This is a genomic window from Algoriphagus aestuariicola (assembly GCF_017254835.1).
In the GTDB taxonomy this organism is placed as follows: Bacteria; Bacteroidota; Bacteroidia; order Cytophagales; family Cyclobacteriaceae; genus Algoriphagus; species Algoriphagus aestuariicola.
The window spans coordinates 475,204-492,174 of sequence record NZ_JAFKCW010000004.1 but is presented as its reverse complement, the minus strand read 5'-3'; the positions used below and the strand labels follow the sequence as shown (position 1 = coordinate 492,174).

Annotated in this window: 16 protein-coding genes; 4 read left to right on the top strand and 12 right to left on the bottom strand. The window is 49.2% G+C overall.

What is annotated here, in order from left to right:
- The first annotated feature begins 203 nt into the window (after positions 1-203).
- Positions 204-1,328, top strand: a complete 1,125-nt coding sequence (locus tag J0A67_RS18360) for a sugar phosphate isomerase/epimerase family protein (protein ID WP_206570853.1) — start codon at positions 204-206, stop codon at positions 1,326-1,328.
- 91 nt (positions 1,329-1,419) lie between these two features.
- On the opposite strand, the gene rnhA is transcribed toward J0A67_RS18360, so the two are convergent.
- The 6 genes from rnhA to ccsA (J0A67_RS18330) form a co-directional block, all read right to left on the bottom strand.
- Entirely contained in the window at positions 1,420-1,872 is a 453-nt protein-coding gene (gene rnhA / locus J0A67_RS18355) for a ribonuclease HI (protein WP_206570852.1), read from the bottom strand.
- An 87-nt stretch (positions 1,873-1,959) separates the two neighbouring features.
- Positions 1,960-2,541: a MarC family protein gene (locus J0A67_RS18350; RefSeq protein WP_206570851.1), complete on the bottom strand. Its 582-nt coding sequence runs from the start codon at positions 2,539-2,541 to the stop codon at positions 1,960-1,962.
- Between the two features lie 67 nt (positions 2,542-2,608).
- The gene (gene ccsA, locus J0A67_RS18345) at positions 2,609-5,128 is read right to left on the bottom strand and encodes a cytochrome c biogenesis protein CcsA (protein ID WP_206570850.1); all 2,520 of its coding nucleotides are present in this window, start codon (positions 5,126-5,128) and stop codon (positions 2,609-2,611) included.
- Between the two features lie 28 nt (positions 5,129-5,156).
- Positions 5,157-5,573 carry a cytochrome c maturation protein CcmE domain-containing protein gene (locus J0A67_RS18340; RefSeq protein ID WP_206570849.1) on the bottom strand — a complete coding sequence of 139 codons (417 nt, stop codon included), beginning with the start codon at positions 5,571-5,573 and terminating at the stop codon, positions 5,157-5,159.
- Between the two features lie 10 nt (positions 5,574-5,583).
- Positions 5,584-5,826 (bottom strand): CcmD family protein, encoded by a 243-nt coding sequence (locus J0A67_RS18335; protein ID WP_206570848.1) that lies wholly within the window; start codon positions 5,824-5,826, stop codon positions 5,584-5,586.
- 3 nt (positions 5,827-5,829) lie between these two features.
- A complete protein-coding gene (ccsA, locus tag J0A67_RS18330; protein WP_498366377.1) occupies positions 5,830-6,552 on the bottom strand; it encodes a cytochrome c biogenesis protein CcsA in 723 nt (240 codons plus the stop codon).
- Between the two features lie 12 nt (positions 6,553-6,564).
- Here ccsA (J0A67_RS18330) and rlmN point away from each other — a divergent pair, with 12 nt between their 5' ends.
- A complete protein-coding gene (gene rlmN, locus J0A67_RS18325) occupies positions 6,565-7,806 on the top strand; it encodes a dual-specificity RNA methyltransferase RlmN (protein ID WP_241265249.1) in 1,242 nt (413 codons plus the stop codon).
- 68 nt (positions 7,807-7,874) lie between these two features.
- Positions 7,875-8,345, top strand: a complete 471-nt coding sequence (locus tag J0A67_RS18320) for a hypothetical protein (RefSeq protein ID WP_206570846.1) — start codon at positions 7,875-7,877, stop codon at positions 8,343-8,345.
- Between the two features lie 30 nt (positions 8,346-8,375).
- Here J0A67_RS18320 and J0A67_RS18315 read toward each other — a convergent pair whose 3' ends face one another.
- Genes J0A67_RS18315 through J0A67_RS18300 form a run of 4 tightly spaced genes read right to left on the bottom strand, consistent with a single transcriptional unit; the run spans position 8,376 to position 12,350 of the window.
- Positions 8,376-9,311 carry a rhomboid family protein gene (locus J0A67_RS18315; protein ID WP_206570845.1) on the bottom strand — a complete coding sequence of 312 codons (936 nt, stop codon included), beginning with the start codon at positions 9,309-9,311 and terminating at the stop codon, positions 8,376-8,378.
- A gap of 1 nt (position 9,312) precedes the next feature.
- On the bottom strand, positions 9,313-10,104 hold the full coding sequence (locus J0A67_RS18310; RefSeq protein ID WP_206570844.1) for a rhomboid family intramembrane serine protease: 792 nt from the start codon (positions 10,102-10,104) through the stop codon (positions 9,313-9,315).
- Position 10,105: 1 nt separating this feature from the next.
- A complete protein-coding gene (gene mutL, locus J0A67_RS18305) occupies positions 10,106-11,947 on the bottom strand; it encodes a DNA mismatch repair endonuclease MutL (RefSeq protein WP_206570843.1) in 1,842 nt (613 codons plus the stop codon).
- Positions 11,940-12,350 (bottom strand): hypothetical protein, encoded by a 411-nt coding sequence (locus J0A67_RS18300; RefSeq protein ID WP_206570842.1) that lies wholly within the window; start codon positions 12,348-12,350, stop codon positions 11,940-11,942. The genes mutL and J0A67_RS18300 overlap by 8 nt, the downstream gene beginning before the upstream one ends.
- A gap of 260 nt (positions 12,351-12,610) precedes the next feature.
- Between J0A67_RS18300 and J0A67_RS18295 the strand changes: the two genes are divergently transcribed.
- A complete protein-coding gene (locus tag J0A67_RS18295; RefSeq protein WP_206570841.1) occupies positions 12,611-15,556 on the top strand; it encodes a serine hydrolase domain-containing protein in 2,946 nt (981 codons plus the stop codon).
- An 81-nt stretch (positions 15,557-15,637) separates the two neighbouring features.
- Here J0A67_RS18295 and panB read toward each other — a convergent pair whose 3' ends face one another.
- Both panB and J0A67_RS18285 read right to left on the bottom strand, forming a co-directional pair.
- Positions 15,638-16,459, bottom strand: a complete 822-nt coding sequence (gene panB / locus J0A67_RS18290) for a 3-methyl-2-oxobutanoate hydroxymethyltransferase (RefSeq protein ID WP_206570840.1) — start codon at positions 16,457-16,459, stop codon at positions 15,638-15,640.
- A 4-nt stretch (positions 16,460-16,463) separates the two neighbouring features.
- Positions 16,464-16,955 carry a phosphoribosyltransferase family protein gene (locus J0A67_RS18285; RefSeq protein ID WP_206570839.1) on the bottom strand — a complete coding sequence of 164 codons (492 nt, stop codon included), beginning with the start codon at positions 16,953-16,955 and terminating at the stop codon, positions 16,464-16,466.
- Positions 16,956-16,971: the final 16 nt, after the last annotated feature.

Sequence of the window (16,971 nt, the reverse complement as noted above, 5' to 3'; positions counted from 1 at the left end):
ACGGAATTGAACAAAAAGAGTCCTCGACTCCGCTCGGACTGACAGGTCCATCGCCATAAACAAACTCCAAATGACTTGTCTCACCCAGTCTGGAATCAAACTGTGCATCGACCTTCGGTTCGCGGGAAGTCGTTGTCAGGCTGAGCGGAGTCGAAGCCCAACATTTTTTCATTATTTTCCCCTCCCAAAAACCAATAAAACCCATGGCAAATCCTATTTGGATCATGACTTCGGCTTTTGACCAGCTTAGTCTAGATCAAACGGTCGAAAAAGCAAAAGAAATCGGAGTGCAGGGCCTCGACCTTTGTGTGTTTCGAAAAGACGGCACCCGCGATGACTTTGTGGCGACCCACTTGGACTATGAAAACTTCGGCCCAGAAGAGGCGAAAAAATTGATTGCTCAATTCAACGTCGCAAAACTCCGCCTGTCTATTGGGGCATTTGAAAATCTTATCGGAGGCGACCCCGTCCATCGCATAAAAAACCAAAACCATCTACTCCGTCTTATCCGAATAGCCTATCTCCTCGGAGGCGACGAAAACGATGTCAAGGTCGGAACCTTCGTCGGCTACAACCATGAGTTGGGAAATCAGGAAGGAGGCTTTGAAAAGAACCTCCTCGAATACCAAAAGATCTTCGGACCCATCATCCGCTACGCGAATAGTCTTGGCGTAACGGTGCTTTATGAAAATTGCCCTATGGAAGGCTGGAGAAGTTCTGGCCATTTTGGCACCTTCAACAACCTCACGGGGGTGTTGGCCGCACGAAAGCTCATGTACGCACTGGTGCCTGAAAAGAACCACGGGGAAATCTACGATCCTTCCCACGACGTCTGGCAGCATACCGATCCAGTTGAAGTCGTCCGCCATACAGACATTAGCAGACTCAAAAGAATTCACGTCAAATCTACCCGAAACAATCCCGATCCTTTCTGGGGAAATATGTACCCCATGCAGGAGATTCGTGCTGAATGGGTCGAGAAACTTGGCATTACCTCCAGCAAAAACCCTTGGGATCGGCATCATTACGAAGCCACACTCCCCGGTTTTGGGCTCGGCGACTCAATGGATTGGAGAGCTTTCGTCAATGTATTGAAGGAAAAAGGCTTCACTGGCCCATTTGAAATCGAAAACGAAGCCGTGCTTTCCAAGCAAACAGGCAAGCTCGGGGCCATTGTACAAGGCTGCAAAGCTGCTGTTCAGAACCTTGCTCCTCTATTGTATGAGCTTGGAGATGAAGGTTGGCAATTTCCAGCATCAGCCTATCAGCAGCTCAAGGATGTTGATCGCAAGGATATTCCGCTGGCGACGATGGATTCCCTTTCCTGAGAATTTACCCAGAAGACAAAGGTTTACGTTGCTATCGTAAACCTTTGTCTTTTATGAAAACTGCGCGATCTAAGATTATTAACCCAAGACGTCACAAACTTTGCTCATAGCCGGTATCCGGCTGTAAGTTGCTGCCCTCAGCAGCAGCGACCGCCAGTTGGTCGCAACGCTCGTTTTCCGCGTTTCCAGCGTGACCTTTGACCCAAATGAACTTCGGTTTGTATTTCAGGTGAAGCGGAATGTAGCGCAGCCAGAGGTCGGGGTTTTTCTTGTCTTTGAATCCCTTTTTCTGCCAACCCCAGATCCAACCTTTTTCTACCGCATCAACAACATATTTGCTGTCGGAATAAATCTGAACCGGATATTCGGCAGTCGTCAGCGCCTGAAGCGCTCGAATCACCGCCAAAAGCTCCATGCGATTGTTGGTCGTGAGCCGAAAACCTTCTGAAAGTTCCTTTCGGTGCTGACCGAATTTCAAAACTGCCCCATAACCCCCGGGCCCGGGATTTCCTTTGGCAGCGCCATCGGTGAAAATAATTACCATGTCACAAAGAAATGAAAAAAGACTCGCAACCGCGGCTTCCAAATGCGCCTGTCTATGCCCCCACAGTCCGGAAAAGCCAAAAATATTTTAGCCAATATTGATCGGGAAGGCGTTGGACTTGAAAATTTTCACCGCGATGGAAAGCAAGATGATCCCAAATATCCTTCTCAAAACATCCAAACCAGTCTTACCCAGCTTGCTTTCCAGCCAGGTCGTGCTTTTCAAAACGGCATAGACAAAAATCAAATTCAGGAGGATTCCAATGCCGATATTGATTTGTTGAAACTCGGCTTTCAAGGTCAAGATCGTGGTCAAAGTCCCCGCACCCGCAATCAAGGGAAAAGCAATCGGAACAATTGACGCCCCCGAACCCGCTTCCGGGTCTGGCTTGAAAAGTTCGATGCCCAAGATCATCTCCGCACCCACAGCGAATATGATCAAGGCTCCCGCGATTGCGAAATCCTCCACGCCGATTCCAAACAGATTGAGGATAGATTTTCCAGCCAGCAAGAAGGCAATCATGAGCAGTCCCGCAGCCAAAGTGGCTTTTTCTGACTGGATATGACCTACTTTCTTGCGGAGATTGATGATAATTGGAATGGAGCCGAGAATATCGATCACAGAGAAAAGGATCAGGGAAACGGAGAGAATTTCTTTGATGTTGAGCATAGCGCAAAAATAAGCGATTTCAAATGTCGGCCAGACTCAATTATGAATCCCAAACCCGAATCTCAAATCATTCCATCCCCTTGTCCCGCATCTTGGCAAACTCATCGAAGCGACGATAGATCGCCACCGTAAAGCCCAAAAGCATAATCAGTGTCCCGATCCAAAGCACGTTGATATACGGCTTCACAATCGCCTTCATCACCACATAGTCCTTTTGGTATTGGTTGACCTTAAAGACAAACTTGTTTTGCTCAGGCAGAATGTTTTCAAGACTAATTTTCAATCCGAGCTCCGTGTCAACTACCGGAAGTTTGCCGACCTGGCTGTTGCGGATGATGAAGGTGGGCTCCAATGTCTTTTCCACATCATAGTCCAAAACTCGAAGTTTAGCCTTCACCGCGACGTCGCCTTCCTGCAGGGTATAGCCTTCCAATTCCTTGAGCACTTCGGCCCCGTCGAAATAGGTCACGAAATCGGAAACATGGAATTGTTCTCCCGGTGCTACCTCATAAATTTCATCTTCTTTCCACTCTGGATCAGCGTAGTCATTCATCGCTGCCACATAGGTATATAGATCCTTGTCCAGAAAAATCTTGGAATCCGGGGAGGAAATCAGACCTCCCATCCCCTCGTTAAACTGGGACATCGGGCTGAGCGAAAATTGCAAAGCCTCATTCTTCATGTAATCGATCTTGAAATAGTCATTTTCCTCCAAGACGATATTGACCAGCTCGCCTTTCTTGAAATAGTCTTTGTAATCCTCCAGCGCAAGTGCTTCGTTGACTTTGCCAGTCGGCTCCAGAAACTTCGCAGGAACATACTCAGGCACGCCCACGACCTTCTTCTGACGTCCACGATAGATCACAGTGTAGTCCTTCATTTGGGTAGGCTTGTTGATCCAGAGGAGTACGTGCTCTTTGTTCATCTCATCCTCCCAGCTGTTGCTGTAGGTCAAGCCCGACATGTTGATGGAAATCACGTCGGAATATCCCGAACTGAACATGATTCCGATCAGGATCATCCCGATGCCGATGTGCGCTAGTGAGCCTCCGGTAAGCTTGAAAGTGGACTTCTTGACAAGTTTGGACAAAATCACGGCATTGGCCACGATGGTGAAAGTCCCTGCCAAGACAATGACGATGTATTTCCAATCGTAGACTTTGGCTAAGACGATGATCCCCGCAGACAAAAGAACCGAAATGATATAGGGAGTAATCAAGGCATCCTTCAATGCTTTTTTATCCATCTTTTGCCACCAGAAAAACTGGCCAACCGCCGTCAACAAGGCGATCACCGCGGCAAACCAAAGCTGGAATTTGGTATAAAACTCAATCTGGTCAGCCGGGGGAGCCATGTTGGAGATACCTCCAAAACTCTCCACAAGCGAATTCCAAGCAGGAATCGAAGTCGGCAAGATCACCTGGAAAGACATCAAACCAAGTGTAGTCGCACCGATGAAAATCCAGAATTCCCGGGAATAGACCGAGGCTTCTTTTTCCGAAGTCGGGATATGTTTCCAGGCTCTAGCTGCAAGCACTACCGCTATCACGAGGAAGAAAAGCATGTAAATCAGCAATTGCCCAGACAAGCCCAAGTCCGTAAAAGAATGAACTGACGCATCTCCCAGCACCCCAGATCTTACTAAGAACGTGGCATAAAGTACCAGGATAAAACTCAAGATCACCAGCACTATAGAGGTCTTGAGAGCCGTGGCGCTTTTCTTGAAGGTGATCATGGTATGGATAGCCGCGACGAGGATAAGCCAAGGAACGTATACGGCATTTTCCACTGGATCCCAGTTCCAATACCCGCCAAAGTTCAACGTCACGTAGGCCCAATAGGCCCCCATAATAATTCCCATGCCGAGGATCATTGCGGAAAAAATCGCCCAAGGCAAAGCTGGACGAATCCACTCCGAGTATTTTTTGGTCACCAACCCACCCATCAAAAAAGCGAAAGGAACCAATGTCGAGGCATATCCTAAGAAAAGCGTTGGAGGGTGGATCACCATCCAGATATTTTGGAGGAGTGGGTTAAGCCCAGTGCCGTCCTCAGGAACGAAGTCAGGGTTCATCTCGAAAATCGGCGCCTGCGTGGCATCGCGAAGCAGGATAAAAGGCGAGCTTCCAATCTTCAGATCGCCAATCACCACGCCAAGAATCATGGAAACCAAAAATGCCTGAACCAACGAGAAAACAATCATCACTGGCCCTTCCCAGAATTTGTTGGTGTGGATAAGGGTGACGCCCAATACCACATTCCAAAATGCCCAAAGGATGAAAGCCCCCTCCTGTCCTTCCCAGAAGCTCGACACCATATAGTGCACCGGAAGCGCCTTGGAGCTATGCGAGTAGGCGTAGAAGTATTCGTAGCGGTGATTGTAGATAATCTCAAATAGAGAAAAAGCAATCATCGCCACGGAGATGGTATGGACGTAAAAGCTGATCCGGCTGAATGTCCTCCAGCTCGCCTTCTCCAGTTCGTTGGCTTTGAAATATTGGAAATAGGAGTAGGCCGTCACCAAGGAACTGACGAAGGCCAAGATGGTCATGAGATGACCCAGATTACCCATAAAGGTATTGATCATGATTGTTTACTTGGGGGATTACTCAACCTCACATGCCCGCTGTCTGGACATCTGTCTCCTGATATTTGGATGGACACTTCATCAGGATTTTGTCTGCCACGAAGATTTCCTTTTCTCGATAAGAGCCTATCACCACGACGGATTCAGACCGCTGAAAGTCTGCCGGGACGGGCTCGTTGTAGAATACTCTTTGTTCGGTGCCGTCATTGTCGACGAGAAGAAATGTAAAAGAAGTCTTGTCTTCACCTACTTCAAGGCCAGTGACCTGTCCAGCAGCATCCTTTTTCAGCTGTCCGACCACGTGAATAGCCTTGTCGTCCCCATCCTGCTTCATTTCCCAAGCGGTGTTGAAGCTTTCGTAGGAGCTGGCATCGCCAATGGAAGTCATAATGATGATGATTGCCACTGCGATAATCCCGAGTCCGATGATATGTCCTTTTTTCATTTCACTATTTTTAGGAGGGAAGATTCTTTTCCAGTTTGGAAATACGGCGGTCTGTACTCACTACATACACGGCAATTCCCACGAAAATGATCGCGATAATTCCAACCAGCACGTAGATCTTGCCGTCAGCGCGCATCTGGTCGGCCATCTCCACGGAGGAATTGGAATAATCCGATTCAGTCACTTCAATTTTTTCCTGCGCCAATACATTCAAAGAGAAAAGCAATACGGCTATAGTCAGTAATTTTTTCATCAATCAGGAATTAAGCATTCTATCCTCCAAAACCCGCTCTACCCTACGGATTCTCACCCGTACGGTTGCGATCCAGGCACCCAAAAGTGTCCATCCTATGGTCGCAGGATAAAACACCATCCTCAGTTTGGAGTCCAAGTCATAAGCGTTGAAACCCGGATTCCCGCCATTGCCGGGATGAAGGCTATCGGTCAGGCGAGGCAAGACGAAAATCAGGGGGATAAATGCGGCGAAAGCAAAGATGTTGTACACCGCGCCGATTCGACCCCTTTGCTGGGGATCAGTTAGACTTCCTCTGAGGATCAAGTAGGCAAAATACATCAGCAATCCGATCGCGGCGGCATTCTGTTTGGGATCACCGCTCCAATAATCTCCCCAGGTAAACTTGGCCCAAAGCATGCCCGTCACGATACCCAAGACACCAAACAGAATGGCCGCATTGGTAAACTCCAAGGCCATATCGTCATACTCGAGCTTATTGGTCCGCAGAAACTTGATGCTGTAGAATACCGATACCACCAGCATCAAAATCATCCCGAACCACATGGTGACATGAAAATGCAAGGCGCGGATCGTCTCATTTAAGATGGGAAGCCGGGGAGCATCCATCAGAAGACCGGCGATGAGCGTGTACAGCAGCAGGGCGATCGCCAGAATTTTCCACCAGGATTGGCGCATAGGAAGAGTTGGGTTTTCCGGCACAAAAGTAAGGTATAAATCCCAAATCCCCTTGTTTTTATGATAAAAGGCGATGGCTCTCAGATTGAAAAAATCTATGCGATCCGATGCAAATCCTCCCACGAACAGCACCTCTTTTCCTCGCTTGATTTTCCAACCTTCCCACTTTACAGCCTTTCAGCTCCTCCCCAATTTTCCAATCTTACAATTTTTGAATTTTCCAATCCTTACCTTTGTCCCGTGGAAAATCAAAAGAAAGACGTCCGAAAACTCAGTCTGGCCGAACTCGAGGAGTTCTTTTTGGCGCACGGTGAAAAAAAATTCCGGGCCAAGCAGGTCTATGAATGGCTTTGGAACAAGTCACTGAAGAACTTCGACGACATGAGCAACATCTCTCTTTCTACCAGGGAGCTTCTCAAAAACCACTTCACGATCAACCACATCCATGTTGACCTGATGCAGCACAGCAGCGACGGGACGATCAAAAACGCCGTGAAGCTTTTCGACAGCAAAATCGTAGAGTCCGTCTTGATCCCCACCACCAAGCGGATTACCGCCTGCGTTTCTTCCCAAGTCGGCTGTAGTCTAGACTGTAACTTCTGCGCCACGGCAAGACTCAAGCGAATGAGGAATCTGAATCCCGACGAGATTTATGACCAAGTCGTGGCGATCAAAGACGAAGCTGAAACCTATTTTCAGCGTCCGCTAACCAACATTGTTTTCATGGGTATGGGCGAACCCCTGCTCAACTACGCGAATGTGATCGAGGCGATCGACAAGATCACCTCGCCCGAGGGCCTAGGCATGGCCCCACGCCGAATCACCCTTTCCACCGTCGGCATTCCCAAGATGATCCGTAAAATGGCAGATGATGAAGTGAAATTCAATCTGGCGATCTCCCTCCACTCTGCGATCAATGAAACCCGCTCCCTCCTCATGCCGATCAATGACTCCAATCCGCTGGAAGATCTGGCTGAGGCACTGAAATATTGGTACCAAAAGACCAAGCGCAAAATCACCTACGAATACGTGATCTGGGATGGCATCAATGATGACGAACGACATGCCCGGGCGCTTGCAAAATTTTGCAAACACATCCCATCCAAGGTCAACATCATCCAGTACAATCCCATAGACGAGGGGGAATTTCACCAAGCGAAACAAGATGCCGTGGACATGTATGTTCGTATCCTCGAGGGGCAAGGCATCATCGCAAAAGTGCGCAAATCCAGAGGCCAGGATATCGATGCGGCTTGCGGACAACTCGCCAACAAGAATGAGGTGGCTCATCTAGCCGAATAGATACCCGCAGAGTGACTCTTGCAAAACAGGACAAAGCCTCCTACCTTTTTCTCATTAAAAACATTCTGATGAGAAAAACCCTGCTTTGTTTCGTTTTGCTGACCATTTTTTCACTAAAATCCCAAGCGCAGGTAAAAGGTGACGCGCGCATTCATGTCTTGGGAAGCTATGGCCTGGAGTACAATGATTTTGGAATAGGGGGAGGAGTGGAATATTTCTTTACTGACAGATTTGCGCTGATGCCGAGCTTCTTCAAAGTCTATCCTGAGGTGGGCAACCTGAGCAACTTCAGTTTTGATCTTCGCTACTACGTGACCGAGGGCCCTTCACAATTATATTTTATGGCGGGTTATAGCCAAAACTTCCAGAATACCGCACCAGGCCAGGCTGGCACAAGGGAGAATTTCGTCGGAGCCAATGCAGGAATTGGCGCCTTTGTCGGCTTGACGGACTGGGTGGGACTGAGTACGGAATTCAGAGTACAAACGCAGTACCCTCAGGAAGCGGGATTCCGAATCGGTTTTGCTTTCTCTCTCTGAACTTGAGTTAGGAACGAAACTCCCCGAAACTTACTTTTTGCTGAATTCAAACAGCTTGCGCTTTTCCTCCTTGGAAAGTGCGTCATAGCCTTTAGCCGCAATCTTGTCCAAAATCTGGTCGATCTCTTCCTGGGAAGTCTCCAGGGACTTCGGGGCAGGACTGGAGCTAGCCCTGGAAGTAAAGCCTCCAAATCCTCCCGAGCTGGTCGTTTTCGCCTTTCGATAACTGACCTTTACCTTGCTCCGGTTGGGGCTAAAGAGATTTTCGAAAAACAAGCCCACTTTTTGCACCGGCACGCCCCAATCGTTTCCTTTCCTCAGCTGCACGATATAGAGATAGCCAAGCAAGGCCCCACCCAAGTGGGCAATTTCGCCGCCGGCGTTGGTTCCGATGGAGTTGGCAAAAGACAGAATCACGTAGAAGGCGGCGATGTAAACAATTCGGACCGGACCGATCAATATCAGAAAGAAAGTCGTGTTGGGAGTCAAGGTGGCAGCTCCCACGACCACTGCAAACACACCCGCACTGGCGCCCAACATCATGGAACTGCCCACTGACCCGCTGAAATAAGGGGCCACGTTGTAGATCACCGCATAAAATAAAGCTCCGAAAAGCCCCCCGAGAATATAGAGGTTAGCCAATTTTCTGCTACCAAGATATTGGTGGATCAAAAGGCCAAACCAATACAGAAAGAGCATGTTGAAAAGAACATGAAATACCCCCTCATGCAAAAACATATAAGAAAACAAAGACCAAGGCTGAGTCGCCAGCTTGGAAAGAGCCGCCGGCATCATCAAGTAGCTCAGCCCCTCTCGGTATAGCCCTTCCAGGCCGCTGACCGTCAGCAGCACACGTACGATCAAGAGCACAAAAAACACCAATACATTGATCGCAATCAACTTGTAAAGACTGTTGTCCTTGTGCCTGAAGGCATTTCTCAGGTTGTCCCAAAAGCTTCCGTACATATCAATAGAAGGAGTTTCTGTCTTTTTTCCAATTGTAAACCAAAATGGCCCCGATGATCAAACCACTGAGATGGGCAAAATGGGCCACGTTGTCTGTCGGGTTATTTAGCAATACGTTGTAAATCGTGTAAAGGGCATAGGCACCTACCAGATATTTCGCCTTCACAGGCATGGGCGGAAACAACAGGAAAAGCTGGGTGTTGGGAAAAAGCATGGCAAATGCCACCAATATCCCAAAAAGCGCTCCCGAAGCTCCGACCATTGGCTGGTTGGCATGAAGTCTCAGTATTGCGTCCAAGGTTTTCTCAGCACGCTCAATATAAACGGGATCTTGGGGATTTCTGCTGTATTGATCCACAAAATCAAATACTTCCGGAGAAAAATACCCTCGATTTTCCAGAACGAGTTTGTTGAAATACTCGGGATCCGGGCTAGCCTCAAAAGTGAGCACCTTTGTCTCCAAGCTCTTATACTCGTACATGGTATATCCGGAGTACAGCACTCCGGCGCCTATCCCACAGGCCATCCAAAGGATGAGCAGTTTTTTCGGCCCAAGAAACTGCTCCAACAATGGCCCGAATATCAATAGTCCAAACATGTTGCTGAACAAGTGCCAAAAGTCAGCGTGCATAAACATGTAAGTCAAAAACTGGAACGGCTTGAAATATGGGCTCTGGATGTAATAGAGGGCAAACCATTCGTTGAGTGCTGGAAAAACAAAGCTTGCCACTACAAACACGACGATGTTGATCAGCAGGAGGTTTTGTACGACTGGGGTAATATTTCTAAACATGCTATTTTCCGAAGAAGGAGTGAATGCTACTTAAATCCAATTTCACAAAAGTTTTGTTCCCACCGGGGGAATAGTTTGGGTTTTGGCAGGCAAAAAGCTGGCCCACGAGGGTTTCCATCTCCTGCGGATTGAGCTTTTGTTCTTTTTTGATAGATGATCTACGGGAAAGCGACCTCGCAAGATTTTCTCTTTTGTCCAAAGAAAGCTGATTTCTGAAGTTTTTAAACTGCTCGATCAAACCTTCGAAGAGCTCCTTCTCATTTCTCACTTGCACATCCGCTGGCACGCCTTGGATCAGCACGGTATCCTTGCCAAACTCCTCCACGACGAAACCCAGGCTCTGGAGCTCGGGCAACATGTCCATGACCAAGGCAAAATCCGAAGCCCCTAGCTGGACGGTAGGAGGAAAAAGGCACTGCTGTGACGCCCCCTGCGTCGACTGGATTTGCCTGCAATACCGCTCGTAGAGAATCCGCTCGTGTGCAGCCTGCTGGTCGATGATCAGCAGTCCGGTAGACATCTGCGCCACAATATAACTCAACTCTACCTGAAATGTAGTCCCGGTGGCTGCCTCTTCCTGAGGTCGAATCATGAATCTTGGTTCATCGGCAGAGGCCTTGCTGGGAAAGGTCAGAATCTCCTGGTCCTCTTCCGGCTTGGGCAGGTCGAGTGGCACGGGGTTGGAATTTGCTTCAAACAGCTTCTCCCATCCCGAAACAGACGATTTTTTGAACTCAGGCGTGTTATAAGTCTTGTAGCTGTATTCCCTGTCCACCTGAGCTTTAGTCTCCGGATTATTGGTCCAATTCTGCTGGAAATTGACGTCTAGGGAAAAGTCGAGAGAAGGCATGACATGGTGTGCGCCCAGCGCCTGCTTTACCGCGGAGCGGATGACCGCGTACACCGTCCGCTCATCTTCAAACTTGATCTCTGTCTTTGTGGGATGGACATTGATATCGATCTGAGCTGGGTCGATCTCCAAGAAAAGAACATAAAACGGATGCTGGTCACTCGCAATCAGCCCCTCAAATGCTGAATTCACCGCATGGTGCAGGTAAGTACTTTTGATGAAGCGGTTGTTGACGAAGAAAAACTGTTCCCCTCGGGTTTTCTTCGCATTTTCCGGCTTGCCGATATATCCTTTCACGTTCACATGCGGAGTTTCTTCCTCACATGGAACCAGCTGGCCTTGATAGCTTTTCCCAAAAAGCCCCACGATACGCTGGCTTAATTTCCCGGAGGTGAGACTGAAAACCTCCATGTCCTGCTGGAAAAGCGTAAAAGCCACGTCTGGATAGGACAGCGCTACCCGCTGAAATTCGTCGACGATATGGCGCATTTCGACTGGATTGGATTTCAGAAAGTTGCGTCGGGCCGGGACATTGAAAAAAAGATTTCTCATGGCCACGGAGGTGCCTACCGGCACGGCGACTGGTTCTTGTTTTTTCACCTCTGATCCCTCGATCTGGATCAAAGTACCCAGCTCAGCGTCATTTGGCCGAGTCTTAAGCTCCACCTGGGCGACCGCCGCTATGGAGGCGAGCGCCTCTCCCCTAAAACCGAAGGTACGGATGGCAAAGAGATCCTGGGAAGTTCTGATTTTGGAGGTCGCGTGCCGCTCAAAACTCATCCTGGCGTCCGTGGCGGACATGCCCTTGCCATTGTCGATGACTTGGATCAATTGCTTTCCTGCGTCCTTTACCACAACCTGGATTTGGGTGGCACCAGCATCCACCGCGTTTTCCAGCAATTCTTTGAGTGCAGAGGCGGGACGCTGTACTACTTCACCTGCAGCAATTTGGTTGGCAATCGCATCCGGCAGCAGCTGGATGATGTCAGTCATCTTTCCTCCCCCGCTTTATGAATCTGGAAAAATAGTAGAATCCCCCAAGAACCAGTGCCGCATAGAGCATGTAGTTGAGGATTTCCGGGCCAATATAGATGTATCCAAAGGCAGCGATGATCATCCCAAAAAACAGCAGCGTACGGATCATCGCGGTGGAATTGAACATGCTTTGGCTCTTGGGCTTAATACCCCGATGTTGGGAAAAAGCGCCCCGAATCCCCCCTCCGTAGGATTTGGAGCGTGCCTCTACTTCCTCTGGATTCAAGAGCCCGTCTTCCTCCAACTCCTTTTTGATACGGGCAGTGCGCTCTTCGATCTCTTCCTTGATCGGATCGTAGTAGCGGGGTTTGATATCAAATCGCATTGGTGCGGCGGTACGGAATATGGAGGGGAATTTCATGAGCTGTAATTTTGCGGCTGCTTGGGATTTTGAAAACTGAAAGGGAAAATTGCCGATTTGCAGGGAAGTGAAATACCGTAGATCACTTTTCTCCGTTTTTTAACCTTAAAGCCTGTTCAATGTTGCCCAATCTTTACTATATTCATTTAATCGTCCCGTTCTCCAATGCGCTGAAGCGGCCAGGGACATCCGGAAGTGCGTACTTCCGTCGCAATCACAAATATATTTTGAAAGTTAAGGATTAAAAATTGAACTCAGTAATGAATAGGAGGCATTGGAGCTTGATTTCCCTCTTGGTTTTGTTGGGCTTATTCACATCCGGCAAAGTCGATCCCTTCGTGGCAAATGAAGATCCCCTGGTCAGCGATGACTTGTTAGACCAGCAATTATGGGTGGACAGCGTCTTCAATTCGCTGAATTTCGACGAGCGTTTGGGGCAGCTTTTTATGGTCGCCGCCTACTCCAACAAAGACCAGCGCCACGTCGACGAGATCAGCAACTTGATCAAAACCGAAAACCTCGGTGGTCTGATTTTTTTCCAGGGAGGCCCTGATCGCCAAGCCCGACTCACCAACTATTATCAGGCTCAGACCAAAACTCCGCTCTTCATTGCGATGGATGCCGAATGGGGAATCGGAATGCGCTTGGACTCCGTAGCCAATTTCCCCAAAGCGATGACCTTGGGGGCCATTCAAAATCTGGATTTGATCTACGAAATGGGAACCGAGATCGCCCGTCAGTTTAAAGAACTCGGCATGCACATCAACTTCGCTCCCGTAGTGGATGTAAACTCCAATCCCAACAATCCCGTGATTGGATACCGGGCTTTTGGAGAGGACAAGGAAATCGTGACCCGTCGGGCAGTAGCCTATATGAAGGGGCTGCAGGACCACGGAGTCATAGCAAATGCAAAACATTTTCCGGGACACGGTGATACAGAAACCGACAGCCACTATGCACTTCCGGTGATCAACCATCCCGAGAAAAGGATTTGGGATGTCGACTTATATCCGTACCAAGAGCTTTTTAGAGAAGATCTCATGTCCGTGATGGTGGCGCATCTCAATGTGCCGAGCCTCGACCACGGCTCCAACATCCCTACTAGCCTTTCGAAGCCTGTAGTCACCGACTTGCTCCAAAAACGCATGAACTTCCAGGGCTTGGTATTTACCGACGCACTCAATATGAAAGGCGTCGCGACCGCCAACAAACCCGGGGACGTCGACCTGAAGGCACTCTTGGCTGGAAATGATGTCCTCCTCTATTCACAAGATGTACCTAAAGCAAAAACCTTGATCAAGGATGCTGTAGCACAGGGAACCATCACTGAATCCGAGATCAACCGACGGGTCAAAAAAATATTGAAAGCCAAGTATTGGGCGGGGCTCAATCAGTATAGGCCTATCGATACCTACAAGATTACCGAGCGCCTGAACACTCCAAAAACAGAAGCCGTAATCGAAAAACTCTATGCTGAGGCTATTACCGTCGCCTCAAACAAAAATGACCTCCTTCCTTTTAAAAGTCTAGACCTTACCCGTTTTGCCAGCTTAACCATCGGGGATGATGGAAAGATCTTCAGCCAATACTTGAAAAAATATGCGGCCGTAGATCACTTTTCCATTCAAAAAGCAGCGGGCGAATCTGCCCATTATAAGCTCATGAAGCAGCTCGAAGACTACGACGTAGTCGTGGTAGGTCTGATGGGGGTAACGAATAGCCCCCAGCGGGCCTTTGGCATTGCTCCGGGGGACGTGCAACTGATCAGAGACTTAGAAAAAAGGCAAAAAGTGGTCACCGTACTATTCGGAAATGCCTATGGAGCCAAAGCTTTGGAGGGCTTCGGAAATGTGGTATTAGCTTATGAAAATTCCGATGAAACTCAAAAACTAACCCCTCAGGTACTATTTGGAGGAAGGCCGGGAATGGGGATTCTTCCCGTGTCAGTTAGCGGACAATATTCACACGGCGTCGGCGGCTACTTGGCCCCAAGCCAACGACTATCCTACGGCAGCCCAGAAAGCATCGGGTTGGACGGGAAAGTACTCGAAAAAATCGACGAGGTGGCCAAAAGGATGACGCTCATCCAAGCAGCTCCCGGAGCAAATGTGTTGGTGATGAAGGACGGCAAGGTGGTTTTCCAGAAATCCTATGGATACCTCGACTACAAAAAAACGACTCCTGTCACCCCGGAGACGGTATATGATCTCGCCTCCATCACCAAAGTGTTGGCCACCACACAAGCAGCCATGTTCCTTCACAGCCGTGGGGAACTGGACATGAACAATACATTGGGAGACTACCTGCCCGAGCTGAAAGGAACCAACAAAGCGAACCTCGTTCTCAAAGATGTCCTGACCCATGAGGCAGGCTTGAAGGCTTTCATTCCCCACTATGTCAACACCGTCCAGTCAGGTCAGTGGCGCGGCGACTACTATAAGCCAGTATCCCAGCCGGGATTTACCCGCCCGGTGTCAAACGACATGTTTGGTAGGGATGGCCTTCGAGATTCAATCTGGAGCTGGACGGTGAAGTCTGATCTGCTTCCCAAACCAAGAAAATACGTCTACTCTGATCTGACGATGTACTTTATGCAGGCAGTGATCGAGCGCGTGGTCAACCAGCCGCTGGACGAATTTCTAGACCAAAATTTCTATGCGCCTCTGGGTCTGAAAACACTGACCTTTAATCCCTGGCAGAAAATGCCACTGACCAACATCGCTCCGACAGAGGAAGATGTAGCATTTCGAAAACGCCAGGTTCATGGCTTCGTGCACGATCCTGGTGCGGCCATGTACGGTGGAGTGGCCGGTCACGCGGGTCTCTTCGGCACCGCAAACGATCTGGCGGTGATGATGCAGCTGATGCTAAACAAGGGAACTTACGGAGATGTCACGCTGATAGATCCTGAGACGGTTGAAGACTTCACCAAAAGACAGTCCAACATGAGCCGAAGAGGCTGGGGCTGGGATAAGCCTGAACCGGAATTTGGAAAAGGCGGGTCTGCGAGCAAGTTTGCGCCAAAAAGCACCTTTGGGCACACTGGCTTCACGGGAACCTGCGTCTGGGCTGATCCCGATAATCAACTGGTTTATGTCTTCCTCTCCAATCGCGTCTACCCCGCGGCGGAAAACGGCAAACTGCTGCAAGAAGGAATCCGAACCAAAATCCACGACATAGTCTACGAGGCCATGGCTTCCAAATAATTTGGATCTTGAAGGCTGAAAACAAAATCGGCTGTCCCAGAAAATCTGGGACAGCCGATTTTGTTTTTGCGCAGGAAGACATCAATAACTTTCCGACTCGTTGGGAAAATCCTTCGCTTTGACGTCAGCGACGTAATTTTTGACCGCGTTCTTCATCACGGACTGGAGGTCGGCATACTGGCGTAAAAATCGCGGTTTGAACTCCTGGGTGATGCCCAGCATGTCGTGCACTACCAGTACCTGCCCGTCCACGCCACCACCAGCGCCAATTCCTATCACCGGAATGGAGACCGTCTCTGCGACTTTCTTTGCCAGCGCCGCGGGAATCTTCTCCAAAACAATGGCATAGCAGCCGCATTCCTCGAGAACTTGGGCGTCTTCCAGTAGCTTCTGCGCCTCAGCTTCTTCCTTTGCCCTGACAGTGTAGGTGCCAAACTTGTAGATGGATTGAGGGGTCAATCCCAAGTGGCCCATTACGGGCACTCCGGCACTTAGGATCCGCACCACGGACTCCCTGATCTCGGAGCCTCCTTCTACTTTGACCGAGTGGGCGCCGGATTCTTTCATGATTCGGATCGCGGATCGCAGTGCTTCCGAGCTGTTTCCTTGGTAGTTGCCAAAGGGAATGTCCACTACCACAAAGGCCCGCTTCACTGCCCGAACTACCGCAGAGGCATGATAGATCATTTGATCCAAAGTGATTGGGAGGGTGGTCTCGTGACCCGCCATCACGTTCGATGCAGAATCGCCCACCAGAATGATGTCGATGCCCGCCTCATCCACGATCTTGGCCATCGAGTAGTCATATGCCGTAAGCATGGATATTTTTTCCCCACGGTGCTTCATCTCTTGAAGGGTGTGGGTCGTGATGCGCTTGATATTCGCTGAGGAATGTACGGACATGGGCTTAGTGTAATTGCACGGAATGTTGTGGACCTGAGACATCCACACGGATATGCTCATTGAAAGTGGTAGACAGCTCAAAACCGGTGTAGTCGGGTCTTAGGGGAAAAAGTCCATGACTTCGGTTGACCAGCACCGCGATCTCCATTTTTTGGATCTCGAGGTCCAAAAATGGCTTCATGGCATAGACCAGCGTCTTGCCAGTATTCAGCACATCGTCGACCAGGATGATGTTTTTGTTGGTCAAGTCCACGTTTTCCGAAAGCTCAATCTCCGATTTGGCAACGTCCGATTTGTCCAGCACCACTTCCAGCTCCTCTACATGAATCGGTGAAATTCGCCTCAGCTCCTCGGCGAGAAGCTTGGCCAGGATCATGCCCATTCCGGTGATCCCCGCAAATACGACACCTGATGAATTCAGATTGCGCTCGTAGATTTCGAAAGCCATTCGGGTGAGTTTCTGCCCGACCTGCTTATGATTGAGTACTTCGCTCATAGGATGATTTTAAAAA

What these genes read in the sequence shown, in the direction of transcription:
- rnhA (WP_206570852.1), bottom strand. Translation starts at nt 1,872, where the DNA reads ATGGTAATTATTTTCACCGATGGCGCTGCCAAAGGAAATCCCGGGCCC.
- J0A67_RS18315 (WP_206570845.1), bottom strand. Translation starts at nt 9,311, where the DNA reads ATGTACGGAAGCTTTTGGGACAACCTGAGAAATGCCTTCAGGCACAAG.
- J0A67_RS18360 (WP_206570853.1), top strand. Translation starts at nt 204, where the DNA reads ATGGCAAATCCTATTTGGATCATGACTTCGGCTTTTGACCAGCTTAGT.
- J0A67_RS18300 (WP_206570842.1), bottom strand. Translation starts at nt 12,350, where the DNA reads ATGAAATTCCCCTCCATATTCCGTACCGCCGCACCAATGCGATTTGAT.
- rlmN (WP_241265249.1), top strand. Translation starts at nt 6,565, where the DNA reads ATGATAAAAGGCGATGGCTCTCAGATTGAAAAAATCTATGCGATCCGA.
- J0A67_RS18350 (WP_206570851.1), bottom strand. Translation starts at nt 2,541, where the DNA reads ATGCTCAACATCAAAGAAATTCTCTCCGTTTCCCTGATCCTTTTCTCT.
- J0A67_RS18320 (WP_206570846.1), top strand. Translation starts at nt 7,875, where the DNA reads ATGAGAAAAACCCTGCTTTGTTTCGTTTTGCTGACCATTTTTTCACTA.
- J0A67_RS18295 (WP_206570841.1), top strand. Translation starts at nt 12,611, where the DNA reads ATGAATAGGAGGCATTGGAGCTTGATTTCCCTCTTGGTTTTGTTGGGC.
- J0A67_RS18285 (WP_206570839.1), bottom strand. Translation starts at nt 16,955, where the DNA reads ATGAGCGAAGTACTCAATCATAAGCAGGTCGGGCAGAAACTCACCCGA.
- ccsA (WP_206570850.1), bottom strand. Translation starts at nt 5,128, where the DNA reads ATGATCAATACCTTTATGGGTAATCTGGGTCATCTCATGACCATCTTG.
- mutL (WP_206570843.1), bottom strand. Translation starts at nt 11,947, where the DNA reads ATGACTGACATCATCCAGCTGCTGCCGGATGCGATTGCCAACCAAATT.
- J0A67_RS18340 (WP_206570849.1), bottom strand. Translation starts at nt 5,573, where the DNA reads ATGAAAAAAGGACATATCATCGGACTCGGGATTATCGCAGTGGCAATC.
- panB (WP_206570840.1), bottom strand. Translation starts at nt 16,459, where the DNA reads ATGTCCGTACATTCCTCAGCGAATATCAAGCGCATCACGACCCACACC.
- J0A67_RS18310 (WP_206570844.1), bottom strand. Translation starts at nt 10,104, where the DNA reads ATGTTTAGAAATATTACCCCAGTCGTACAAAACCTCCTGCTGATCAAC.
- J0A67_RS18335 (WP_206570848.1), bottom strand. Translation starts at nt 5,826, where the DNA reads ATGAAAAAATTACTGACTATAGCCGTATTGCTTTTCTCTTTGAATGTA.